The 23,545-nt window shown below is 51.3% G+C and carries 25 protein-coding genes and 3 pseudogenes; 18 read left to right on the top strand and 10 right to left on the bottom strand.

Annotation, left to right across the window (positions count from 1 at the left end; genetic code table 11):
* Positions 1-11: 11 nt before the first annotated feature.
* The 5 genes from pcoC to pcoE all read left to right on the top strand — a co-directional run bounded on the left by pcoC (position 12) and on the right by pcoE (position 4,110).
* On the top strand, positions 12-392 hold the full coding sequence (pcoC, locus tag HMPREF3142_RS00680) for a copper resistance system metallochaperone PcoC (protein WP_000025662.1): 381 nt from the start codon (positions 12-14) through the stop codon (positions 390-392).
* 55 nt (positions 393-447) lie between these two features.
* On the top strand, positions 448-1,326 hold the full coding sequence (pcoD, locus tag HMPREF3142_RS00685) for a copper resistance inner membrane protein PcoD (protein ID WP_080821469.1): 879 nt from the start codon (positions 448-450) through the stop codon (positions 1,324-1,326).
* A gap of 54 nt (positions 1,327-1,380) precedes the next feature.
* Positions 1,381-2,061, top strand: coding sequence for a copper response regulator transcription factor PcoR (pcoR, locus tag HMPREF3142_RS00690; protein WP_001188930.1), 681 nt, complete (start codon positions 1,381-1,383; stop codon positions 2,059-2,061).
* Positions 2,058-3,458 carry a copper resistance membrane spanning protein PcoS gene (gene pcoS, locus HMPREF3142_RS00695; protein ID WP_001211180.1) on the top strand — a complete coding sequence of 467 codons (1,401 nt, stop codon included), beginning with the start codon at positions 2,058-2,060 and terminating at the stop codon, positions 3,456-3,458. Before pcoR ends, pcoS begins: the two co-directional genes overlap by 4 nt.
* A gap of 217 nt (positions 3,459-3,675) precedes the next feature.
* Positions 3,676-4,110 (top strand): copper resistance system metallochaperone PcoE, encoded by a 435-nt coding sequence (gene pcoE, locus HMPREF3142_RS00700; protein ID WP_023292111.1) that lies wholly within the window; start codon positions 3,676-3,678, stop codon positions 4,108-4,110.
* 179 nt (positions 4,111-4,289) lie between these two features.
* On the opposite strand, the pseudogene HMPREF3142_RS29675 reads toward pcoE, so the two are convergent.
* Both HMPREF3142_RS29675 and HMPREF3142_RS00705 read right to left on the bottom strand, forming a co-directional pair.
* Positions 4,290-4,452, bottom strand: a pseudogene (locus HMPREF3142_RS29675) (type II toxin-antitoxin system RelE/ParE family toxin).
* 36 nt (positions 4,453-4,488) lie between these two features.
* On the bottom strand, positions 4,489-4,608 hold the full coding sequence (locus HMPREF3142_RS00705; RefSeq protein ID WP_009654306.1) for a type II toxin-antitoxin system RelE/ParE family toxin: 120 nt from the start codon (positions 4,606-4,608) through the stop codon (positions 4,489-4,491).
* Between the two features lie 83 nt (positions 4,609-4,691).
* Here HMPREF3142_RS00705 and tnpA point away from each other — a divergent pair, with 83 nt between their 5' ends.
* The 6 genes and pseudogenes from tnpA to HMPREF3142_RS28855 all read left to right on the top strand — a co-directional run bounded on the left by tnpA (position 4,692) and on the right by HMPREF3142_RS28855 (position 9,624).
* Positions 4,692-5,096 (top strand): IS66-like element accessory protein TnpA, encoded by a 405-nt coding sequence (gene tnpA / locus HMPREF3142_RS00710; RefSeq protein WP_070611371.1) that lies wholly within the window; start codon positions 4,692-4,694, stop codon positions 5,094-5,096.
* Positions 5,093-5,440, top strand: coding sequence for an IS66 family insertion sequence element accessory protein TnpB (gene tnpB, locus HMPREF3142_RS00715; protein ID WP_000612626.1), 348 nt, complete (start codon positions 5,093-5,095; stop codon positions 5,438-5,440). Before tnpA ends, tnpB begins: the two co-directional genes overlap by 4 nt.
* A 48-nt stretch (positions 5,441-5,488) precedes the next feature.
* On the top strand, positions 5,489-7,027 hold the full coding sequence (locus HMPREF3142_RS00720; protein ID WP_070611373.1) for an IS66-like element ISKpn24 family transposase: 1,539 nt from the start codon (positions 5,489-5,491) through the stop codon (positions 7,025-7,027).
* A gap of 38 nt (positions 7,028-7,065) precedes the next feature.
* Positions 7,066-7,299: pseudogene (locus HMPREF3142_RS00725) on the top strand (arsenic metallochaperone ArsD family protein); the annotation flags it as partial.
* A gap of 18 nt (positions 7,300-7,317) precedes the next feature.
* Positions 7,318-9,075 (top strand): arsenical pump-driving ATPase, encoded by a 1,758-nt coding sequence (gene arsA / locus HMPREF3142_RS00730; RefSeq protein ID WP_023292112.1) that lies wholly within the window; start codon positions 7,318-7,320, stop codon positions 9,073-9,075.
* Between the two features lie 121 nt (positions 9,076-9,196).
* A pseudogene (locus HMPREF3142_RS28855) lies at positions 9,197-9,624 on the top strand (GNAT family N-acetyltransferase).
* 32 nt (positions 9,625-9,656) lie between these two features.
* On the opposite strand, the gene arsC reads toward HMPREF3142_RS28855, so the two are convergent.
* From arsC to arsR, 5 genes are read right to left on the bottom strand one after another with little or no spacing between them, the layout of a single operon-like run.
* The gene (gene arsC / locus HMPREF3142_RS00740) at positions 9,657-10,082 is read right to left on the bottom strand and encodes a glutaredoxin-dependent arsenate reductase (protein ID WP_007779002.1); all 426 of its coding nucleotides are present in this window, start codon (positions 10,080-10,082) and stop codon (positions 9,657-9,659) included.
* Between the two features lie 12 nt (positions 10,083-10,094).
* Entirely contained in the window at positions 10,095-11,384 is a 1,290-nt protein-coding gene (arsB, locus tag HMPREF3142_RS00745; protein WP_023292114.1) for an arsenite efflux transporter membrane subunit ArsB, read from the bottom strand.
* A 47-nt stretch (positions 11,385-11,431) separates the two neighbouring features.
* Entirely contained in the window at positions 11,432-13,183 is a 1,752-nt protein-coding gene (gene arsA / locus HMPREF3142_RS00750) for an arsenite efflux transporter ATPase subunit ArsA (RefSeq protein WP_038992627.1), read from the bottom strand.
* A 17-nt stretch (positions 13,184-13,200) separates the two neighbouring features.
* Positions 13,201-13,563, bottom strand: a complete 363-nt coding sequence (gene arsD / locus HMPREF3142_RS27145) for an arsenite efflux transporter metallochaperone ArsD (protein ID WP_004206665.1) — start codon at positions 13,561-13,563, stop codon at positions 13,201-13,203.
* Between the two features lie 51 nt (positions 13,564-13,614).
* A complete protein-coding gene (arsR, locus tag HMPREF3142_RS00755; RefSeq protein WP_004206664.1) occupies positions 13,615-13,965 on the bottom strand; it encodes an As(III)-sensing metalloregulatory transcriptional repressor ArsR in 351 nt (116 codons plus the stop codon).
* Between the two features lie 357 nt (positions 13,966-14,322).
* Between arsR and HMPREF3142_RS00760 the strand changes: the two genes are divergently transcribed.
* From HMPREF3142_RS00760 to HMPREF3142_RS00790, 7 genes are all read left to right on the top strand, one after another.
* A complete protein-coding gene (locus HMPREF3142_RS00760) occupies positions 14,323-14,571 on the top strand; it encodes a hypothetical protein (protein ID WP_004193994.1) in 249 nt (82 codons plus the stop codon).
* Positions 14,568-15,779 (top strand): hypothetical protein, encoded by a 1,212-nt coding sequence (locus HMPREF3142_RS00765; protein WP_032415728.1) that lies wholly within the window; start codon positions 14,568-14,570, stop codon positions 15,777-15,779. The genes HMPREF3142_RS00760 and HMPREF3142_RS00765 overlap by 4 nt, the downstream gene beginning before the upstream one ends.
* 133 nt (positions 15,780-15,912) lie before the next feature.
* Positions 15,913-16,404 carry a hypothetical protein gene (locus HMPREF3142_RS00770; RefSeq protein ID WP_004206662.1) on the top strand — a complete coding sequence of 164 codons (492 nt, stop codon included), beginning with the start codon at positions 15,913-15,915 and terminating at the stop codon, positions 16,402-16,404.
* Positions 16,405-16,464: 60 nt separating this feature from the next.
* Positions 16,465-16,668: an HHA domain-containing protein gene (locus HMPREF3142_RS00775; RefSeq protein ID WP_004206661.1), complete on the top strand. Its 204-nt coding sequence runs from the start codon at positions 16,465-16,467 to the stop codon at positions 16,666-16,668.
* Between the two features lie 13 nt (positions 16,669-16,681).
* Positions 16,682-16,912, top strand: coding sequence for a hypothetical protein (locus tag HMPREF3142_RS00780; protein ID WP_004206660.1), 231 nt, complete (start codon positions 16,682-16,684; stop codon positions 16,910-16,912).
* Between the two features lie 450 nt (positions 16,913-17,362).
* Positions 17,363-18,760, top strand: coding sequence for an ISNCY family transposase (locus HMPREF3142_RS00785; RefSeq protein ID WP_032435757.1), 1,398 nt, complete (start codon positions 17,363-17,365; stop codon positions 18,758-18,760).
* Positions 18,761-19,609: 849 nt separating this feature from the next.
* On the top strand, positions 19,610-20,788 hold the full coding sequence (locus HMPREF3142_RS00790) for a hypothetical protein (RefSeq protein ID WP_070611375.1): 1,179 nt from the start codon (positions 19,610-19,612) through the stop codon (positions 20,786-20,788).
* Positions 20,789-20,840: 52 nt separating this feature from the next.
* Here HMPREF3142_RS00790 and HMPREF3142_RS00795 read toward each other — a convergent pair whose 3' ends face one another.
* From HMPREF3142_RS00795 to HMPREF3142_RS27160, 3 genes are all read right to left on the bottom strand, one after another.
* Positions 20,841-21,164 carry a hypothetical protein gene (locus HMPREF3142_RS00795; protein ID WP_070611377.1) on the bottom strand — a complete coding sequence of 108 codons (324 nt, stop codon included), beginning with the start codon at positions 21,162-21,164 and terminating at the stop codon, positions 20,841-20,843.
* Positions 21,165-21,236: 72 nt separating this feature from the next.
* Positions 21,237-22,232, bottom strand: coding sequence for a hypothetical protein (locus HMPREF3142_RS00800; protein WP_070611378.1), 996 nt, complete (start codon positions 22,230-22,232; stop codon positions 21,237-21,239).
* A 101-nt stretch (positions 22,233-22,333) separates the two neighbouring features.
* Entirely contained in the window at positions 22,334-23,248 is a 915-nt protein-coding gene (locus HMPREF3142_RS27160; RefSeq protein WP_077270007.1) for a J domain-containing protein, read from the bottom strand.
* Positions 23,249-23,545 lie beyond the last annotated feature (297 nt).

A 23,545-nucleotide genomic window follows, 5' to 3' on the forward strand; every position in this document is an offset into this window, starting at 1 on the left:
AGGTAAATAAAATGTCGATTTTAAATAAAGCCATTCTTACAGGTGGCCTCGTTATGGGCGTTGCTTTCTCTGCTATGGCCCATCCGGAATTAAAAAGCTCTGTGCCACAGGCTGATTCAGCCGTAGCGGCCCCGGAAAAGATTCAGCTTAATTTCTCGGAAAATCTGACCGTGAAATTCTCAGGTGCAAAATTAACGATGACGGGTATGAAAGGCATGTCATCACATTCTCCGATGCCGGTCGCGGCAAAAGTGGCGCCAGGCGCTGACCCTAAATCGATGGTCATTATTCCGCGAGAGCCTTTACCCGCTGGCACTTATCGTGTTGACTGGCGCGCGGTTTCTTCAGATACGCACCCTATTACCGGTAATTATACCTTTACAGTGAAGTAATATTATGAACGACCTGATTATGATTGTTATTCGTTTTCTTCTTTATCTGGATTTGATGGTAATATTTGGATTGCCATTTTTTCAGATATATGGAATAAGCGGTGTCAGACATGAAACCTATAACCTGACTAATTTCAGGTCGTTTATAACCTTTGCTGTTGTTACAGGCATCATTCTTACTGGCATTAATATGCTCCTGGTATCTAATGCCATGAGTGGAGTAACTGACCTCAGAGAATTATCCATCCATGTTATCGAGATGGTGATAGAAGAAACTGATGTGGGTATTAGCTGGATTGTCAGGCTCTGTGCCCTGTTTACCACACTCGGTGCTTTGTTCCTTTACACTAATAAGAGAGTATTGTCCTGCCTGCTGATGACGATGAGTGGGGGCGTGGCGCTGGCTACACTTGCCTGGGGAGGACACGCCGTTATGCATGACGGTCTGCATTACTATCTCCATTTACTGAGCGATCTGACCCATCTCGGCGCTGCAGGTGCCTGGACAGGTGCTCTGGTTGCATTTGCTATCCTGCTGATGCGCAGAAACGAGCATAATGCACAGAGCGTCATTGTGATATCTGACTCCCTGGCAAAATTTGCCACGGCAGGAACGGTGATTGTTGTAGCCCTGATCCTGAGTGCGCTGGTCAACTATCTGTATATTGCTGAGGGTAACTTAACTCCCTTATTCAACAGTTCCTGGGGGAGGATATTGCTTGCCAAGACGGCTCTGTTTGTTCTGATGCTTCTTCTGGCTGCAGCAAACCGGTTTCACCTGGGTCCCCGGCTTGAAGTTATGGTCAGGGAAGGGAATTATGATCGCAGCGTTGCCCTGATGCGAAACAGCATCCTGACAGAATTCGTTGTTGCGATTATCATTCTGGGCGCCGTAGCGTGGCTTGGAATGCTTGCTCCGTCTCAGATCAGCTAGGGGACAGCCAAAGCTCATGCGTGAGATTTTTACTTTCATATCAGCGAGTTGACCATGCAGCGTATTTTAATCGTTGAAGACGAACAAAAAACAGGTCGTTACCTGCAGCAGGGACTGGTTGAGGAAGGCTATCAGGCCGATCTCTTTAATAATGGCCGCGATGGTCTCGGGGCCGCGTCGAAGGGACAGTATGATTTGATAATACTGGACGTGATGCTGCCTTTCCTCGACGGGTGGCAAATCATCAGCGCACTGAGGGAGTCCGGGCACGAAGAACCGGTCCTGTTTTTAACCGCAAAGGACAACGTGCGGGACAAAGTGAAAGGACTGGAGCTTGGCGCAGATGACTACCTGATTAAGCCCTTTGATTTTACGGAGCTGGTTGCACGTGTAAGAACCCTACTGCGCCGGGCACGCTCGCAGGCCGCAACAGTCTGCACCATCGCCGATATGACCGTTGATATGGTGCGCCGGACCGTGATCCGTTCGGGGAAGAAGATCCATCTCACCGGTAAAGAATACGTTCTGCTTGAGTTGCTGCTGCAACGCACCGGAGAAGTGTTACCCAGGAGTCTTATCTCGTCCCTGGTCTGGAACATGAATTTTGACAGTGATACGAATGTGATTGATGTCGCCGTGAGACGTCTGAGAAGTAAAATTGATGATGACTTTGAGCCAAAACTGATCCATACCGTTCGCGGTGCCGGATATGTCCTGGAGATCAGAGAAGAGTGAGGTTCAAAATTTCCCTGACCACACGCCTGAGCCTGATTTTTTCTGCGGTGATGCTTACGGTATGGTGGTTATCAAGTTTTATCCTGATTAGCACCCTGAATGGCTATTTCGATAATCAGGACCGCGATTTTCTGACAGGTAAACTTCAGCTCACCGAAGAGTTTCTTAAAACAGAGACGTTCAGGAACAAAACGGATATTAAGTCATTATCAGAAAAAATAAACGATGCGATGGTGGGGCACAATGGCTTATTCATTTCTATAAAAAACATGGAAAATGAAAAAATTGTTGAACTCTATGCCAAAAATTCTGTTGTTCCAGCGGTCCTGCTTAATAAGTCGGGTGATATTCTCGACTATATGATCCAGACGGAAGAAAATAACACCGTGTACCGCAGTATCTCGCGGCGGGTTGCCGTGACGCCGGAACAGGGTAAAAGCAAACATGTCATCATTACGGTTGCCACGGATACTGGGTATCACACCCTGTTTATGGACAAACTCAGTACCTGGCTGTTCTGGTTCAATATCGGTCTGGTCTTTATTTCTGTTTTTCTGGGCTGGCTGACCACACGTATTGGTCTGAAACCGCTACGGGAAATGACCAGTCTGGCTTCCTCCATGACCGTACACAGCCTGGATCAGCGTCTAAATCCCGATCTGGCTCCGCCGGAAATCTCTGAGACCATGCAGGAGTTCAATAATATGTTTGATCGCCTGGAGGGGGCATTCCGGAAACTGTCAGATTTCTCGTCTGACATCGCGCATGAGCTGCGCACACCAGTCAGTAATCTGATGATGCAGACGCAGTTTGCACTGGCTAAGGAAAGGGATGTTTCGCATTACCGCGAAATTTTATTCGCTAACCTGGAAGAACTGAAAAGGTTGTCACGAATGACCAGTGACATGCTTTTTCTGGCACGTTCAGAGCATGGTCTGCTGCGGCTGGATAAACATGATGTGGATCTGGCAGCCGAACTGAATGAATTACGTGAGTTGTTCGAGCCCCTGGCAGACGAAACAGGAAAGACAATCACGGTTGAAGGAGAGGGCGTTGTTGCCGGAGACAGCGATATGCTCCGACGTGCTTTCAGTAACCTGCTTTCCAATGCAATCAAGTATTCTCCCGATAACACCTGTACAGCGATACACCTTGAGCGTGACAGTGACTGTGTGAACGTGATGATTACGAATACGATGTCCGGCCAGGTTCCCGCTAATCTGGAACGTTTGTTTGACCGGTTCTATCGCGCAGACTCATCAAGGTTCTACAACACGGAAGGCGCGGGGCTGGGATTATCAATTACAAGGTCGATCATTCATGCTCACGGCGGCGAGCTGTCAGCAGAACAGCAGGGGCGTGAAATTGTGTTCAAAGTGCGCCTGTTAATGGATTAATCCCGTTGTTCAGGAGAAACCTGGAAGGTGACAAAATTGTCATCATTCAGTCACGCGATAAACAGAGGCGGTTTTTTATAATTATTCATAAATCAGGAGCAGCGTGATAACACAATCACCTGGTTCCTGGCGTGATGATTAACCCGCCCTGAGATCAACTGCTTTCTCTGTTATAAGCCATTGATTGTTTGGGTATGTAAACACCGGAGACCCAACCATGAAAAAGATTCTCGTATCATTTGTTGCCATTATGGCTGTCGCTTCATCCGCCATGGCTGCAGAGACAATGAACATGCATGACCAGGTAAATAATGCACAGGCTCCTGCCCATCAGATGCAGTCATCTGCTGAAAAAAGCGCAGTTCAGGGAGACAGCATGACAATGATGGATATGAGCAGTCACGATCAGGCCGCAATGTCCCATGAAATGATGCAAAACGGCAATTCTGCTGCCCATCAGGACATGGCTGAAATGCATAAAAAAATGATGAAATCCAAGCCAGCAGCTTCTAACGAAACAGCAAAATCATTTTCCGAAATGAACGAGCATGAGAAAGCCGCTGTTGTGCATGAGAAGGCGAATAATGGTCTATCTTCCGTTATTCATCAGCAGCAGGCTGAAAAGCATCGCAGCCAGATCACCCAGAATTAACCCGCAGCTCCACTTGTCAGACCCTCATTTGACGCCGAAGTCACTGGCTTACGCTCCCGATCGGGAGCGTTTTTTTTATAAGCGAAATGAATAATAATGAAAGAGTCCATACACAATGTTTTTTTTGGTCATGTCGACCTCACAATTAACTTATATTGTTTGAGAATCCTGTTCCCCGGTCATCTCCAGGGTGCATGTCGCGCTGTATCCTGAGACTGGCTGAGAATACGAATGACCGTAACCATAGAATGTGATGATACAAAATAGATCGTATGCCGGTTCTACCGGCAGTGTGCAGATATCGTCTCCCAGCTCTGCACAATGCGTGCCGATATCATGCATGGCCAGCACATCAAATACTGCAGCTATACGACCGATCTATGCATCCGCCTGAACAACCCCGATCTGTCTGAAGCTGAAGTCCCAGATGGCCTCCAGATCCTCTTCTGCTTTGGGTGTCAGCTCAATCTCTTTCATTTGCCACCCTGGCCCTGACATTCGTAAGCGTCGTCTCAGCACCGTCTGGCAGATCCTGATATTCCTGAGAGGATAGTGGACACCAAATATGGTGGACGCTATCCATGAAATCATTAACCGCAGTGCGTAAAAAAAGCCCTAATTATCCCGTTGAGTTCAAAATCAAAATGGTTGAACTCTCGCATCGACCAGAGATCTCCGTAGCGCAACTCGCTCGTGAGCATGGGATCAACGATAATTTGCTGTTCATGTGGCGCCAGTACTGGCGCGAAGGAAAACTACGTCCTCCTTCAACAATAGAAAACAACGTGCCTGAGCTGCTCCCGATAACACTTGATGCCGAAGATGTTGTCCCTGCAACCTCCCCCCGGTCACAACCTGTAGCTGCTGCGGCACCTGAATCACTCAATATCAGCTGTGAAGTGACGTTCCGGCACGGATCACTCCGTCTGAATGGTGCCATCAGCGAAAATATCCTGAACCTGCTGATACGGGAGCTCAAACGTTGATCCCATTACCATCAGGGACAAAGATCTGGCTGGTCGCTGGCATCACCGATATGAGAAACGGCTTCAACGGCCTGGCGGCAAAGGTGCAGACGACGCTGAAAGACGATCCGATGTCAGGTCACGTTTTTATCTTCCGTGGGCGTAATGGCAGTCAGGTAAAGCTCCTCTGGTCTACCGGCGATGGACTGTGTCTGCTGACCAAACGGCTGGAGCGCGGCCGCTTCGCCTGGCCGTCAGCCCGGGATGGCAAAGTGTTCCTCACACCGGCACAGCTGGCGATGCTCCTTGAAGGTATCGACTGGCGGCAGCCTAAAAGACTGCTTACGTCACTGACTATGTTGTAGGCCTCTTTATCCTGGTCGACGCTGAATGAGCCAGGTAATATACCCGGTATGAACAGCTTACTTCCTGACAATATCGATGAACTGAAACGTCTCCTTGCCGAACAGGAGGCGCTGAACCGTGCCCTTCTGGAAAAGCTGAACGAGCGTGAACGCGAAATAGATCACCTGCAGGCGCAACTGGATAAGCTGCGCCGGATGAACTTCGGCAGCCGCTCCGAAAAAGTCTCCCGCCGTATCGCGCAGATGGAAGCCGACCTTAAGCAGTTGCAGAAAGAAAGCGATACCCTTACCGGCCGGGTGGATGACCCGGCCGTGCAGCGCCCGCTGCGGCAGACCCGTACCCGCAAACCGTTTCCTGAATCACTTCCCCGTGACGAAAAACGGCTGCTGCCGGCAGCGTCATGCTGCCCGGAATGTGGTGGTACGCTGAGTTACCTGGGTGAAGATGCCGCCGAACAGCTGGAGCTGATGCGCAGCGCCTTCCGGGTTATCCGGACAGTACGTGAAAAGCATGCCTGTACTCAGTGCGATGCCATCGTGCAGGCCCCCGCGCCTTCACGGCCCATCGAGCGGGGTATCGCAGGACCGGGGCTGCTGGCCCGCGTGCTGAGTTCAAAGTATGCAGAGCACACCCCGCTGTACCGCCAGTCTGAAATATACGGCCGCCAGAGTGTGGAGCTGAGCCGCTCACTGCTGTCGGGCTGGATGGATGCGTGTTGCCGGCTACTGTCACCGCTGGAAGGGGCGCTTCAGGACTATGTGCTGACTGACGGTAAGCTCCATGCTGATGACACGCCTGTCCCGGTGCTGTTGCCAGGTAATAAGAAAACGAAGACCGGGCGGTTATGGACCTACGTTCGTGACGACCGTAACGCCGGGTCAGAGCTGGCGCCGGCAGTGTGGTTCGCTTACAGCCCGGACAGAAAAGGTATCCACCCGCAGAGCCATCTCGCTGGCTTCAGCGGTGTTCTGCAGGCGGATGCGTACGCCGGGTTCAACGAACTGTACCGCAATGGACAGATAACGGAAGCTGCCTGCTGGGCTCATGCCCGCCGCAAGATCCACGATGTGCACGTTCGCACCCCGTCAGCGCTGACGGAGGAAGCCCTGAAACGGATCGGTGAGTTATATGCCATCGAGGCGGAAATAAGGGGGATGCCGGCGAAGCGACGCCTTGCAGAACGTCAGCAAAAAGCTAAACCGCGGCTGAAATCCCTGGAAAGCTGGCTGCGTGAAAAGGTGAAAACGCTGTCGCGACACTCAGAACTGGCGAAAGCGTTCACGTACGTACTGAACCAGTGGCCGGCGCTGGCTTACTATACTGACGACGGCTGGGCCGAGGCAGATAACAACATAGCTGAGAATGCGCTACGGATGGTCAGCCTGGGCCGCAAAAACTACCTGTTCTTCGGTTCGGATCATGGAGGAGAGCGGGGAGCGCTGCTGTACAGCCTGATCGGGACATGCAAACTGAACGGAGTGGAGCCAGAAAGCTACCTCCGTTATGTCCTTGACGTCATTGCTGACTGGCCGATAAACCGGGTCAGCGAGCTACTCCCCTGGCGCGTAGCACTGCCAACTGAATAACACATCCCCGTCAATACGGTTCTCGCTGCACGCTTACTTACAGCCTGGCAAAGAACCCGCAGCAGTTCCTGAATACGCCCGTCATCAGGGCCTTCCTGAACACGTCAGGAATGGAGTCCCTTCCCGCTACCCTGCTTGACGGCCAGCTGGTGATGGCGGGCAAGCTCCCGTCCCGGGAAGATATCGCCCGCTGGGCCGGTATTTCCCTCACGCAGGACTGGAATGAAGACAGCACGCAGCCGCGCTGCTGCAGAATTCCCCGTATGCCTTAATCCCGGAGGAGCTCAACAATGACGATGCCATTTTTACAGAATATCCCCCCGTTTATCTTCTTCACCGGCAAAGGCGGCGTGGGGAAAACCTCTCTGGCCTGCGCGACGGCGGTATGGCTGGCTGACCAGGGCCGGAGAACGCTTCTGGTCAGTACCGATCCGGCCTCCAATGTCGGTCAGGTCTTCAGCCAGACTGTGGGCCACCGGATCACTGGTATCCGCACCGTGGAAAACCTTGCGGCAATGGAAGTTGACCCGATGGCGGCCGCGCAGGCTTACCGCGATCGCGTGCTCGATCCTGTTCGTGAACTGATGCCTGCCGATGTTATCAGCAGCATTGAAGAACAGCTTTCCGGTTCATGTACCACCGAGATCGCGGCATTTGATGAATTTACCGCGCTGCTGACCAGTCATGAACTGCGCGAAAAATATGATCATATCGTCTTTGATACTGCACCAACCGGACACACCATCCGTATGCTTGAGCTGCCGGGCGCCTGGAGCGGGTATCTCGATGCACATCCTGATGCTGCGGCGAACCTCGGCCCTCTGGTGGGGCTGGAGAAACAACAGGACCAGTACGCTGACGCAGTGAAAGCCCTCTCTGATACGGCACTCACGCGACTGGTTCTGGTTGCCCGCGCCCAGGCGTCGACCCTGAAAGAGGTCTCCCATACCCACGAGGAGCTGTCGGCTATCGGTCTGCAGCATCAGCACCTTGCCATCAATGGCGTGCTGCCTCCCTTTGCCGGTGAACGGGATCCGCTGGCGCACAGTATTCTGGCGCGGGAGGAACGGGCCTTACGGGCCATGCCTGAAAACCTCGCGCATCTTCCCCGGTCGATGCTGTATCTGAAGCCTTTTAATCTGGTTGGTCTGGACGCCCTGAGGGCGCTGTTTACAGAGAGCACACCTGTTCTGCCGGATCCGGGAGCCACGCTCACGACGGTCGATTTACCGGAGCTTGCCTCCTTGGTGGAGGACCTCAGCCGGGCGGGAAAAGGGCTGGTCATGACAATGGGAAAAGGGGGCGTGGGAAAAACCACGGTGGCGGCTGCGGTCGCGGTCTCGCTGGCCAGACGCGGTCATAAAGTCCACCTGACCACCTCCGATCCGGCAGCCCACCTGTCTTACACCCTGGATGGCTCGCTGCCAGGCCTTCAGGTCAGCCGTATCGATCCAAAGGCAGAGACTGAGCGCTATCGTCGCTTTGTGCTGGAAAATCAGGGAAAAGGGCTGGATGCGGAGGGACTGGCGGTACTGGAGGAAGATCTCCGTTCCCCCTGCACCGAAGAGATTGCCGTGTTTCAGGCATTCTCCCGGATCATCAAAGAGGCCAACGACCATTTTGTCATTATGGACACTGCGCCCACCGGGCATACGCTGCTGTTGCTGGATGCAACCGGGGCCTATCACCGGGAAATGGTGCGCCAGATGGGGCAGGCTCACGATCACGTGATAACGCCAATGATGCAGCTGCAGGATCCGGAGAAGACCAGAGTCATTATCGTGACGCTTGCCGAAACCACGCCGGTACTGGAAGCGGCCGGGCTGCAGCAGGACTTACGCCGGGCCGGGATTGAACCCTGGGCGTGGGTCATCAATAACAGCCTCGCGGCCGCGAAGCCGTCCTCCCCGTTCCTGGTCACCCGTGCCCGTCGCGAACTGCCGCTGATCGACGACGTTGCCGGGCATTATGCACAGCGCATTGCCCTGACGCCACTGCTGAAGGACGACCCGGTAGGCGTGGACCTGCTGGCTGAAATGGCGGGCTGACAGGTGGGGCGACGCCCCACCTCCACTTAAAACATTTCCTTATACAGGTCATAAGATGAAGCGCTTAATCTGCCGTCGCGAATTCCGGTAGTGTGTCAGTCAACGTCACAGGAGTCATACAATGCACATTATCAATGCTGAAGAGCAGCACATTCCCGCCATACGCCGCATTTACGCCCATCATGTCCTGCACGGCACAGGCAGCTTCGAGACGCCCCCCCGAACACGCAGGAAATGCTTGCCCGGGTGAAAAACGTTCAGTCATGTGGATTTCCCTAGTATATCGCCCTGCAGGGGGGCGGAAAAGCCTTACTCGATCATGCCTTAACATGGGCCCGGTCTCAGGGATACCGCCAGATGATAGCGGTTGTGGGGGACTGTGCGAACGTCGCGTCTGTAGCGCTGCATCTTCGCTCCGGATTTACTGAAATCGGCACGCTGAAGGACATCGGTTTCAAGCATGGCCGCTGGCTGGACACGGTGTTGCTGCAGTGTCAGCTGGGAAAAGGGAGCTGTACGCTGCCGGACAGTCCGGTACCCGGACGCTGAGGCAGGAGAAAGGGGGCATCGCCCCCTTTCGGTTATTTCAGCCGTTTCCCTGCCTCATCTACTACTTTCTCGCCGTCTTCCTTAGCAAATGCGCCTTTTTGCGCATCCGGAAGAATATCCAGTACCACTTCGGAAGGGCGGCACAGACGCGTTCCCAACGGTGTCACCACAATCGGACGGTTAATCAGGATCGGATGCTGAAGCATAAAATCGATTAACTGATCGTCAGTAAACTTATCTTCCGCAAGCCCCAGTTCTTCATAAGGCTCGACGTTTTTGCGCAGCAAAGCCCGGACTGAAATGCCCATATCTGCAATGAGTTTGACCAGCTCATCGCGTGACGGTGGATTTTCAAGGTAATGAATAACGGTCGGTTCATTACCACTGTTGCGGATCATCTCCAGCGTATTACGCGACGTGCCGCAGGCCGGGTTGTGATAAATGGTGATGTTGCTCATATCAGTATCTCATTACAAAGTGAAAGAGAGACGTAGCGCCAGCGCTGCCAGCGTTACAAACAGCACAGGCAGAGTCATAACGATCCCGGTGCGGAAATAGTATCCCCAGGTGATGGTCATATTCTTCTGTGAAAGGACATGCAGCCAGAGCAGCGTTGCCAGGCTACCAATAGGTGTAATTTTAGGTCCCAGATCGCAGCCAATCACGTTGGCGTAGATCATCGCTTCTTTGATAACGCCTGTTGCGGTGCTTCCATCGATAGAAAGAGCGCCAACCAGCACGGTAGGCATGTTGTTCATGATGGAAGACAGGAAGGCCGTCAGGAAGCCAGTACCCAGCGTCGCAGCCCAGAGTCCTTTATCCGCCAGTACATTCAGCACACCTGAAAGGTATTCGGTTAGCCCGGCGTTGCGCAGACCGTAGACCACCAGGTACATCCCCAATGAGAAGATGACGATCTGCCATGGCGCGCCGCGCAGCACTTTGCCAGTGTTAATGGAATGGCCTCGTTTAGCTACTGCAAACAGGATCACAGCGCCAACAGCCGCAATCGCGCTAACGGGAATACCGAGCGGCTCAAGGACAAAGAACCCAACCAGCAGAAGTATTAAAACTATCCAGCCGGTTCTGAAGGTTGCCAGATCTTTAATCGCTTTTGCCGGTGCTTTCAGAAGAGACAGGGCGTAAGTCGGTGGGATATCCTTGCGGAAGAACAGATGCAGCATAACCAGCGTGGCAACAATGGCTGCAATATCCACCGGCACCATTACCGACGCATACTCGGTGAAGCCCAGTCCAAAGAAGTCTGCAGAAACGATGTTAACCAGGTTGGACACGATAAGCGGCAGGCTGGATGTATCGGCAATAAACCCGGCAGCCATGACGAATGCCAGTGTCGTGCCTTTGCTGAACCCTAATGCCAGCAGCATGGCGATGACTATCGGCGTCAGAATAAGTGCCGCACCATCGTTGGCAAACAGTGCCGCCACCGCTGCACCAAGCAGAACGATATACGTAAAGAGCAAACGGCCACGACCGTTACCCCAGCGCGAAACATGCAATGCCGCCCATTCGAAAAAGCCGGACTCATCAAGCAGCAGGCTGATAATAATTACGGCAATAAAGGTCGCCGTCGCGTTCCAGACGATATTCCACACCACCGGAATATCGCCCACATGCACAACGCCAGATATCAGAGCCAGTCCCGCGCCCAGCATTGCACTCCAGCCGATCCCTAATCCCTTTGGTTGCCAGATAACCAAAACAATGGTCAGGACAAAAATAGCGCCTGCCAGTAACATAAAACCTCCTGACAGGGCGACTTTGTCGCCCTGTATATGTCAAAAAATTAGCTCATCAACTCTCTGAGCTTTTCAATACCGGCGGGCTCTGACGCCAGCACCGGAACAAGCGCTATACGGTCAGCATGCTGATCCTTAACAGCCTCAATCTGAGGCAATTCCTGATGAGCACGCTGACAAAGCAACGGAGAACGCGTATCCGCAATGGAAAGGCTGTTATTGATAATCCAGCCCCACGGATGAATCCCCGCTCTTTCAAGGTCAGCCTGCAGGTTTGCCGCTTCCAGGACCGGTGTGGTTTCAGGAAGCGTAACCAGCAGAACTTTGGTTCTATCCGGGTCCTGAAGCTGCATCATGGGGGTAGTAAAATGACCTTTACTCCCCATTTTTTTGGCAATCTCTCGGTGGTAAGCCCCGGTCGCATCCAGCAACAGCAGCGTGTGTCCGGTAGGGGCGGTATCCATGACAACAAAGCGCTTACCCGCTTCACGAATTACACGGGAGAAGGCCTGAAACACGGCAATTTCTTCTGTACAAGGAGAGCGTAAATCCTCTTCCAGTAACCGTTTCCCTGCTTCGTCCAGATCTCTTCCCTTCGTCTCAAGAACATGCTGGCGATAGCGTTCGGTTTCATCGTGAGGGTTGATGCGGCTGACCTGCAGGTTTTTGAGGCTGCCGTTCAGCGTTGTACTCAGGTGCGCAGCAGGATCAGAGGTCGTGAGATGCACGTCAAATCCCATGTCTGCCAGCCTGACGGCGATGGCAGCAGCCATCGTGGTTTTCCCTACACCACCTTTGCCCATCAGCATAATCAGGCCGTGTTCACTGCGAGCGATATCATCGACCAGGCCAGAGAGAGATAAGTTTTCAGGCGTGTACAGGATATTCGTTACCGGGAGCGGTAATGCCTCAGAACGGGTATCCAGCAGTCCCTTCAATGCTGAAACACCAACCATATTGACTGGCTGGAGTAACAGGGTATCTGTCGGTAGCTCAGATAAACCGGCAGGAAGATTTGCCAGTGCCTCCTGCTCACGTTGCCATATCGCCGCGGCCAGGGCGCCATGTTCAGCTTCGGCTTCAGGCAGCACACCATTAATCACCAGATATTGATTTTTCAGGCCAATCTCAGCCAGTTCCTCATGAGTGCGGGCGACTTCCTGCAGCGTAGAATTTTGCAGTCGTGCAACCAGAACCAGGCGGGTACGTTCAGGATCGGACAAAGCCTCTACCGCATGAGCATACTGCTCACGCTGCTTTTCCAGCCCGGCCATTGGGCCAAGACAGGAAGCACCATCTGGATTACTTTCAATGAAGCTACTCCAGGCACCGGGAAGCTGGAGCAGACGAATCGTGTGGCCCGTCGGCGCTGTATCAAAAATGATGTGATCAAAGCGGGTCAGCAGGGAAGCGTCTGTTAGTAAGCCCGTGAATTCATCGAACGCAGCAATCTCAGTCGTACAGGCTCCTGAAAGCTGCTCGCTGATACTGTTAACAACGTCATCAGGCAAAAGACCTTTGATAGGATCAACGATTCTGGCACGATATTGCCGGGCGGCTTCCTGCGGGTCAATCTCCAGTGCGGAAAGTGCAGGAACTGCTGTCACAGGGCGAATCGTGTTACCGATAGCCTGATCGAATACCTGACCGACATTGGAGGCCGGGTCGGTACTGACCAGCAAAACCCGCTTACCCTGTTCGGCAAGGCGGATAGCCGTCGCGCAGGAAATGGAAGTTTTTCCTACACCTCCCTTGCCAGTAAAAAACAGGTAAGGCGGGATATTCTGTAAGAATTTCATATGTTCTCCTGACATATTCAGCAACAGGAAGTATTACCACCACAGCAACTGGTGGGAGCTAACCCTACCTTCTCCAGCGGAATACCGAACCAGCGAGCCAGCTCAGCGCGTTTTGGGTATCGCCCAGCCATCACCGTTTCGCCGTCCAGCAACAGCAGCGGAAGCCCTTCTGCGCCGGATGCGTCGAGGAAGGATTTCGCTTTCTCATTGTGAACAAAGCTCATGGGCTGCTGCGCCAGGTTGTAACGTTCAACCTGTACACCACGTTCTTTCAGCCACTGCACATCAGCAGAAAAATCAACCAGAACCTGATCGACATCTGAACCACATACACCGGTACTGCAGCACATTGCCGGGTCAAACACCGTTAACGTCTTCATTCTGAATACCTCATACATTCGAAAAAACACATATGTTCAGGCAAATTTTTTTTAGATGCAAACAGCCTTACCGCTACCAGAGCAGTTTGCCGATGCCAGCTTACGGGCGATGGCCTGTACGTCGTCCTGTTGGCTTAACCAGGCCTGCTCAATCACCTGAGCAGCCCAGGAAGGAATATGCGGGGATAAGCGATAATGAACCCATTTCCCCTGCTTGCGATCCAGCAATAGACCGCTTTCCCGGAGCATTGCCAGATGACGGGAAATCTTGGGCTGGGACTCATCCAACGCCGTGCAGAAATCGCAGACGCACAGTTCTCCCATCTCCCTGAGCAGCAGGACAATACCCAGACGGGTTTCATCGGACAGGTTTTTGAAAAGCTTAAGGGCTGTAAGGGTCATTATTCCTCCTGTTCGGTTGCGTAAAGCATACGCCCGGAGACAAAAAAAACAACCATACATTCGGAAAATCGAATGTGTGAAAGTGTCAGATGACGCTGTCACGCTGGTATACGTCCGTTACTTTCCGGGGAAAATACATGTGTGTTACAGAGATCCGACTTAGACAATTTCCGGATCTGCACGGCGGGAAACCTGCCATTGATATGATAATCGTACTAAGCACATAAAATCATACTGAATGTGATATTTATCATTAATCATAAAATCACATCTGATATGATGTTTTCTAAATGCGATGTAAATTATACGAAGTATGATTTTTGATTAAACCGGACATGTTCAGACGGAGTGTGCAGGATGTATGAAGATATGTTGTTTTCGCTCAGCTATGAGCAGATGACGCAGATGGCAGAAGAGGAAATAAAGCAATGCGATTTTCGCAGGGATGGCACCCATTATGTCTGGGAAGTGAACAAGGCTCATGACATCCTCCGCTTCTGGTATCTCCTGGCGCTGCGCGGACACACTGGCCTGGCCACAACACGGGTCGAAGCAGACTATAAACGGCTTAAAACGCTCATATCCGAGAGGGATGAGGGGCAATGATGCGGGAAAAATCCCGACGTCCGTCGCCGCTGCAGCGGCGGGTGCTGATTGTGCTGGCCGCCCTCGATGCGAAACGTCCTGGACCGGTGGCCACGCGGGATATTGAGCGGGTGCTGGAGCAGGGCGGGGACGCCCCGGTATACGGGCCGAACCTGCGTGCCTCCTGCCGGCGCATGGAAGCCGCGGGCTGGCTGCGCACCCTGCGCGCGCCGAACCTGCAGCTGGCCGTCGAGCTGACGGATGCCGGCCGTGCGCTGGCCGCCCCGTTTCTCGCTGACGAACAGGCGCGCGTCCTGGCGGAGCAGCGCGCGACGGCGATCCGGGTTCTGCCTCTGGTCCCGCCTGTCCAGGCAGATGAGGCTGACGACCGGCCGGTGGAGCTGGATGGTCGATGGCACCTGGCGTTGCGGGGTGACTACGTGATCCGTCTTGACGGCACCACCTGCCTGCAGCTGTGGAATGCGGCCGGGCAGGTGACACGCCTGGAAGGCGATCCCCTGCAGGTCGCCACCTGGCTGCAGTCCTGTCACGATGCGGGGATTGCGGTCCGGGTACAGATTAATGAGAGCGCCACGCCGGAGGCGGGCACGGTGGACGTTACCGCGCCGGCGGACCAGACCGGCACCTGGTGCCGTCAGCTGGACGCCGCGCTGCAGGCGGAGGGGATCACCGGGCTGACTGAGGATATTCAACTGGCCGTGGTCAGTCCTGAAGCGTCCCTGCGGATGCTGCCGGCACCGGCGCGCCTGCTGCACGTTCTGCGCGACGCGGACCCGCTCACTGCTGCCACATACGAGGAAGACACGGTGGCCGCGCTGGCTGACCTGCTGGCCCGCGCGGGGTTCACGGACGACCAGGCGCAGGAGCTGCAGTGGCACCGCATCCGCTGGCCGCTGATGAGTCAGGAAGAAGCTGACCGGCGCGAGCTGAACAGCCTGCTGGATGAACTGGAACAGCGACAGCTGTACTGCAACCGCGGGCAGCTGACGGAGATTGTGTTTTCGCCAGTTCGCAAACCCGGAGAGCGCTGGACTGAACGTCTGCAGTGGCTCCTGATGACGGATGGATTCGGGTTCCGCAGTCCGCTGTCGCGTGAAGCGGCCTCACGGGCGCTGGCTATCCTGGCCGGTTACACGGGACGGGAGGTGGCGGAGCATCTGGCCACGGTGATGGTGTGGAACGACGCCGAAGCAGGAGAGAGGCCCTGAGCCCATTGTCTTCAGCAGGCCACGTTCATCCTGGCGTGACCGGCTCGCGCTGCAAAAAATGACTGACGAACTCCGGCCTGGAGCATGAGAACCGGGACTGTACCCAACCACCACAAGGAACAAGAGCTAAAACATGAAAGTCACTGAAAACCGACTGGACACCCTGATCGATAACCTGAACACCCTGATTTGCGAGGACAGCCTGCTCACGCGCCAGGAGCGTGAAACCCTGGTGCGGGCCGTGGCCGCCATCGGCGCCATGAAAGCGCGCGTCGGCATGAAAAAGCCCGCGGTACCGGCATCGTCGAAACCGAAGGAAGAGAAACAGGCACCTGTACCTGACCCACGCTTTCCGAATGCCCGCCAGGCCTGGGTGGCTGAAGAGGAAACTTTATTACTGGATGCGCTCGATGGCGTCCCGAATGATGATATTGGTAAGCATCTTTTCTGGCTTTCCGAAAAACTGGGGAGAACGCCGTTCAGCGTCGCCTGCAAAATCGCGTCACAAAGACATCTGACAAATGGATGGAAAGAGCAGTTCAGGGAAGTTTCGGATAAAATTCGCTTGTCCGGCCTGAGCATCAGTGATTATCTTAAGCAGAACGGCACGGGCCATAACGCCTGAAAGAAATTTGCGTTATTTGTAAAATTAAATACCAGGGACGCCTCAGGATATAAAAAACTAATGACGAAACAGGAATGGATTTTACGACTACGGCGCTGTACATCGAAGGAAACCTTGGAAAGGATAATAGAAAAAAATAAATATTCTCTGTCAGATGATGAGCTTGAGCATTTCAATGCCGCGGTTGATCACCGGCTGGCGGAGATGACGATGGGAAAGTTGTATGACCGGGTACCGCCAGGTGTCTGGAAATTTGTGAAATAGAACAGGTGACCTTATGAGTTACGGCTGGCTCTTCGAAAATCCGGATGATGACATTTCGGGTTATAATCATATCAATCTGGAACACCTCCCTCCGGAGCTAAAACAGGTTGCTCTCCAGATAGTACAAAATCAGTTTGATCGTGATACTGCAGAGAAAAAACTGGCAGAATTAATCCAGCAACTCGAGTTTGATATAACTGCAGCAGAACTGTCAGCATATCTTTTTAAACCGGGCCATGCCTGACGGCTAACCCGGTAGCGATAATAGTGGAGACCGACGGAGGGCTTCACTTTGGCCGCGGGATCAGCGTCCTGCGGATGGTTTCCATCAGAAGTTGATAATGCACAGACTGGCTTTTATCCAGCCGCAGACCGTTCTTCCAGCATTCATCCGAAAATTGTTCCGCTTCATTACAGGTACGATCTTCAGGCTGCCGGCTCTCAAGCCAGCGAGTCTGTACTTCTTAAGCTGTTCTGTTCATTAACTTAGTCCTTGCCTCGTTAGGGGATGACATCCCTGATTGTGCTGTCATGACACGACAAACACATCAACTTATGTTACGAAATCGATTCAAGTAACTGATATTTAACATAAAACGCATTAAGCGTAGTTTCGGTATAGAAGCAAAGCTGACATGGCCGTTCTGAGCTAAGCTTACCTGGCCGCTTCAGGCTACCTGCTGAGGATCCTGATATGACGGCTTCTGGTACGGAGTTTTTCACGATGAACGAAGTTAACCGGCTTAAAGTTATCCAGGACGTCGTTGACCGGCGGCTGACAACTCATCTCGCAGCTGAGCGTCTCGGTATTTCCGAACGGCACTGTCGCCGCCTGCTTCAGCGCTATCGTACAGACGGTCCGCTGGGTATGGCTGATCGCCGGCGCGGCAAGCCAAGTAACTATCAGCTGCCTGCTGGCCTTGCTGAACGTGCTGTACAGATCATCCGCGAGCGCTACTCAGACTTTGGTCCGACGCTCGCCTGCGAGAAGCTGGCCGAGCTTCACGGCGTGACGCTGTCTAAAGAGACCGTACGGAAGCTGATGATGCAGTCAGGCCTCTGGATCCCGCGCAGGCATCGTGCGCCAAAAATCCAGCAACCACGCTACCGCCGCGCGTGCGTTGGCGAACTGATACAGATCGACGGCTGCGATCACCGCTGGTTCGAGGAACGCGGTCCGGCCTGCACGCTGCTGGTTTACGTGGATGACGCGACCAGCCGCCTGATGCAGCTTCATTTCGTCCGCTCCGAGTCCACGTTCACCTACTTTGAAGCCACGCGCGGCTACCTGGAACAGCACGGCAAGCCGCTGGCCTTTTACAGCGACAAGGCCAGCGTGTTCCGCATTAACAACAGGAATGCGGCTGGCGGCGACGGTCAGACGCAGTTCGGTCGCGCGATGAACGAGCTGAACATCACCGGCATCTGCGCCAACACCAGCTCTGCCAAGGGCCGCGTGGAGCGAGCGCATCTCACGTTGCAGGACCGGCTGGTCAAGGAACTCAGGCTGCGTGACATCAGTACGCCTGACGCGGCTAACGCCTTTGCCGCTGAATTTATGGCGGACTACAACCGGCGTTTCGCGAAGGCACCGAGGCATGATTTTGACGTGCACCGTCCGCTCGATGCAGACGACAACCTGAACCAGATATTTACCTGGCGCGAACCGCGCAAGGTTTCGAAAGCGCTGACGGTCCGCTACGATAAAATGCTGTTGCTGCTTGAGGACAACGATGACAGCCGCCGCGCGATGGGCAAGTATCTGGATGCCTGGCAGTACCCGGATGGCCGCGTTGAACTCAGGAGTCACGGCACGGTGCTTCCCTACTCTGCCTATGACCGGCTGTCTGAAGTTGACCAGGGTGCGATCGTTGACAACAAGCGGCTTGGACACGCGCTGGCCGTGGCTAAACTGATGCAGGACAAGCGTGATAATACGCGGTCTCAGGGCCTTCCGTCGGGTAACGGTCCGCCACGAAGAATGAAAAAGAAAGACCCAACTAAAAAGCGACAGCGTGCGGTCAATGAGGACGACCTACTAGAGGCTCTGGTTGATTTGCAGACACGAAGCAAAGAGATATTTGGTAGCTAATTGTTTTTTGAAATACAATAAGTTGCTCTGAACACAGTATTATAAAGACCATTAGCTTATGGAGTGAGAGTGCGCCCTGAAAGAATAATAATATTAGGCAATGCTGGAAGCGGTAAATCTACTTTATCCCGAATATTGGGAGAAATGTTAAATTACCCTGTGACACATCTGGACCGGTTATTTTGGCGTCCGGGCTGGTTAAAGCCTGAATCTGAGGAGTTTCGTGAAAAAGTTACGGAGTCCGTACTTGACACGGTATGGATCAATGAGGGGAATTATGCCCGTAGGACGTTCGACTTGCGGCTATCAAGAGCAGACCTTGTAATCTGGCTCAACACGCCTCGAATAACGTGTCTTTTCAGGGTTTTAATCAGATCTTTTCTTAATAAATCCAGAACTGATCTACCTGATGGCTGCTCAGAAAAAATTAACTATGAATTTTTAGAATTCCTTCGATATGTCTGGCGTTTTGATACGCGAGACAGGCCAGAGATAGAAAGACTTCGAATCAAATTCGGCAGCGACGTTCCAGTTATTTATCTGCATAACAGAAAGCAGATAAAGTCTTTTCTGGCAGGTATACATAATAAGTAACTACTCTTAGGGTGGTATCAGTTAACTCGTAGAGAAATGGACAACTCAGATTTGCCTGAACCCGGTCATCTCTGCTTAGCTTTAACATTCGGTGAAGTGGCTAAATTGAGATGTCCGTCTCTGACCAAATGACATGTCCGCGCTACAGTCTCACCACACAGCGATCACTGCTTTCAAAGGATAAGACTCATGACGGCATACGGAACGGAGTCTATAATCAATTCATGACCGGCTCGTATTTGATGGAGCAAGCTCATGCTCATTACTCTGATTGTTAAAATACTACCACCCTTAGCTTTGTTTATTCTTTTTATCAATAGTGCTAACGCGGCATACCCTGCCATTGAGGCGTTTACTCCTCCGCCTAAGAGTTATAACGTTAAAAAGAATGTTATCGAAGTTACTAATATAGCGAAAATCCCTTCGCAAGGAGGAAGAGAGATATGCTATGCAGTTGCAGCATCAGTATTTCTAAATGCCGAAAACTGCCGTGTATCCAAATTGGATTGCAAGCACTTAACGCCAGACAGCTTATTCTCACCCGCAGGTTTGGTTCTGGATGGTATCGGTGATGACCCTGAAGGTAAAAAAATTTATGCTAGAGAGGGCGGGAGCTCTTTTAACTCAATAAAGACTGTTATATATGAATCATATTCTTCTCCTTCCCTTGAGTGTACATCTAAAGAGAAGACCATGCCGGAGTTTGCACAAAATGATGATGGAGTGGAAAAGGAGTTCGCCATGTGGAAAGAGATGTTTAATTTATATAAGAAAATTTCTAAACATGCGAAAACTATAGACGATGGATGTGATGAGTGCGCTCAGGTATTTTATGATAAATATAAGGTCGAATTCTCAAAACTTAAAACCATATTCCCTTTACTAGAAGATAAACCTTCATCATTTGTAAGTTTAATGAAAGAACATACATTTCGAGAATTTGTTGTGAGATTAACAGTTCCAGCCGTTTGCAGAAGAGCCAAAAACCTTGCTTTTTTCGAGAAATCCGATAGCTTAGACGTGGCTATGTATCCAGGAGTTAACGGTGAAACAAATGCAAGGCTCATGTCTGGCATTGATGATTCATTGAAAACCACAGGGAATTACACTGAATCAATGTCGATTATTCGAGGGGCATTGGCTGTAGGAAAGGTTCTTACTCTACAAGGGATTTGCCTAAGTAAATACGCCAAAGATGGCACTTGTAAAGATGGACATGTAGCAGTTATAAGTGGGGCTATGACCGTATGCAATAATCAAAATAATAAATGCACCGAACTTCTCAAGGTAATAAATCCCTGGGGAGACAAATGGCAGGCCGCAGTAAATGATGGCTGGGTTATGGCCAAGCCTCTGCTAGAAAGCACAAAATACCGTTTTGGAACGCTAATCTGGCTTGTAGACAGGCCTCCCGAGCATAAGCCCTCAGAATAGTTCACGACTGCACAATAAATCACATACTCCCTAGAGACGCACCGGGCGTGCGTTATCTAAATCCAGGCCCCTTTTGTGTCTCACACACAGCAGCAGGCAGACTTCCTTTGTCATATTTATTCGTACAGTCGCTCTGATCTTTAACAAACAGAACAAAAGTCATCAGCATCAGAGATACAATTAGGCCCGGTATTAATGCCTTAAAAGCATCCTTAACCTTCTTCTCTTGCCTATAACCCATAATACAAAAGAAAAATATGGGGAATGAATACAGCGCAAAATCCATTATATTAAACAAACCGACGGTCAATATCGGCAACGCCAGAATGGGACCAAAAATGAATGCAATAATGATTGTGACGATATACCCATTCATAAATCACTCCTTGATTAAATGCTGTCGCATTTATTATATATTGTTCTTATTTAGAATGATAAACTTTATCGGTCAAAATCCCTCAATTAATGAATATAAAGCAGCAGGAGTATGTCGGTAGCTTACAAACATCACCTCCAGATTATGATGGCTGACCAGATATAAGGCACGCCTGAGAGCAGTAATTATCCAGCCAGGTTCATTCCCAAATGCTCCGCCTCCGACCATAGTCACATATACTCTCGGATTGCCTGTACGCCGGTAGTTCAGAACACCTGCCAGCAACGTTGCTTCGTAACTGGCTTCCAGTACCAGCGATGCAAAAGAAGCCCAGTCTTCCCGGGGAGATGAGTTATACGCGACAGGTAAGGCAGAGCAGAGAGCCTGAGACACAAACTGATCTTCAGGTACTCCTGGTATAGTGACTTCAGTATCTGAGTGCAATCCGATGCGTAACTCCTGTCTGAGCCTGTCCCGCATTTGCTCATCCAGAGATGCAATATGACGGCTAATGGCCTGCACCGTATTAGCCGACATCAGGGCATACCCGTTTTTCATTCGTATGCCATCAATGCCGATAGCCTTTTCCATATCAGCCAGCGTGTTAAGCTGGCTGGTAAAGGATTGTCCTGTCTGTGACCCTATCGGGACAAGATAGTTACGAAATACCGTGGCAGCAGCACAGGCCATAGCGCAGGCAGGTCCTTGAGTATGATCAAACTGGTATTCGGTAATCCCCTTTTCTGGCGTTGTATATTCACATGGCATTTCGAGCAAGTTGAACTGACTGGCAACCTGGATCAGCGCACCCTTTACTTCGGATTTTCGGTGGAGGTCATATGCATCAGCCTCAAGTATGTCAAACCTGCACCTTCCATACGGTTCGGTCACAAGATTACTGACTGCTTTCCTTAATTCGGCCAGACTCGGCATGGTCAGAATACCAGAGCGATAAGAAACAGATGGCTGGCTTCTGGTATGAAGAAAAGGGCCTTCCTGAAAAAAGCGAGCCTGAGTCTCTGCATAGTCTGATTCTTCGAATCCAAATACGTCATTAAACCAGCTCATGATAAGTTCCTTAGCATTACCATATAATTCAAACGACAACCTGGAAACTTCACGTAATAATGTTGTACGTGACGGGTAAGCAAATACCCTGCGGGGATATTTTAAAACTGTGAAGCCGGTAAAGATAAGAAATGTGTATTCCCATTTATTACGGGATAAAAAGTTAAAGAATTGTCACTGTACTCTGTTCCCGTTGAAGTTTGTCTTTCAATCATATTGATTGGTTCAGAAATTTGTACGCATCCATTTTTAACACTTTGTGTTTTTACCCGATATGTTCCTGATGGGACTTGTTCCAGAGTAATTTGACTACCTGCGGGAACGAATACTTCACGTACAAAATCAGTTTTGATGTATGCATTATCCAGGGTTAACCGGACTCGTAACCCTTCGTTATTTTGAGTGTTATCTAATCTGAGTGAGGACAAACCATTTCGCCTGTCTTTTTCAGATAAAACAGTTGGGATAGTAGGCCATAGTAGTTGTTGCACAGATGAATCACAAATTCCGTTATTGTTATTTACACGTTCTGGTTTTAATGGAGATGAGTTGCTTCCTGTATCTGTTTTATCTAAAGAAGAATCTCTTTGATTAATATTATGAAGAATTGCGTACGCAACAATCCCTATCACACACAGGCCGGAAACAGTTTTCAGCATAGAAAACAAAGGGTAAAAAACGACACCTAATATTGTCATTAAAGATTTCTTTTTTCTTTCTGCTGTTGTTTTAACTGATGCCTGGACATTAACATTTGCTTCCGAGTTTCGTGCTATTGTGGCTTCAGCCTTTTCTCTCCAGGTTTCTTTAATAATCCAGCGATCATGTTCTTTTCTTTTCAAAGGGTCAATTAATACTTCGTATGAGGCATTAATTATTTGCATTATCCTGACAGCTTCGGGATTATTTTTGTTTATATCCGGGTGATATTTCTTTGCCAGCGTCCGGTAAGCAGCTTGTATTACCTCCACAGGAGCATCTTTCGACACTTTGAGGTTATCATAGTGTGTTCTCATCTTCTTCCCGTAGTGATAAAAGTCCCTACCATGTATATAACAAAGTTGCTGAATGTTGTAAAACCCTGGATTTTGCAGCTGAACTCCGCCCCTGATTTGAAAGGTTCAGCCGCCCCACTTCTCTGCAAAGTCATACCCGCTAAAAACGCCGCAGATGCCTCTGTACGCGGTCGGACTGGTCCCGATTAGCTACCGAAACTGGTGAGAAGCTCCTTCCCACATACCATAAAGCATCCCTTTAGATGCCCGGGTTGTTAGCGCAATTCCCGGATGTCTCGCTGTACCTCCTGTTCCCGG

This window comes from Klebsiella sp. HMSC16C06 (genome assembly GCF_001808325.1).
Classification (GTDB): domain Bacteria; phylum Pseudomonadota; class Gammaproteobacteria; order Enterobacterales; family Enterobacteriaceae; genus Klebsiella; species Klebsiella variicola.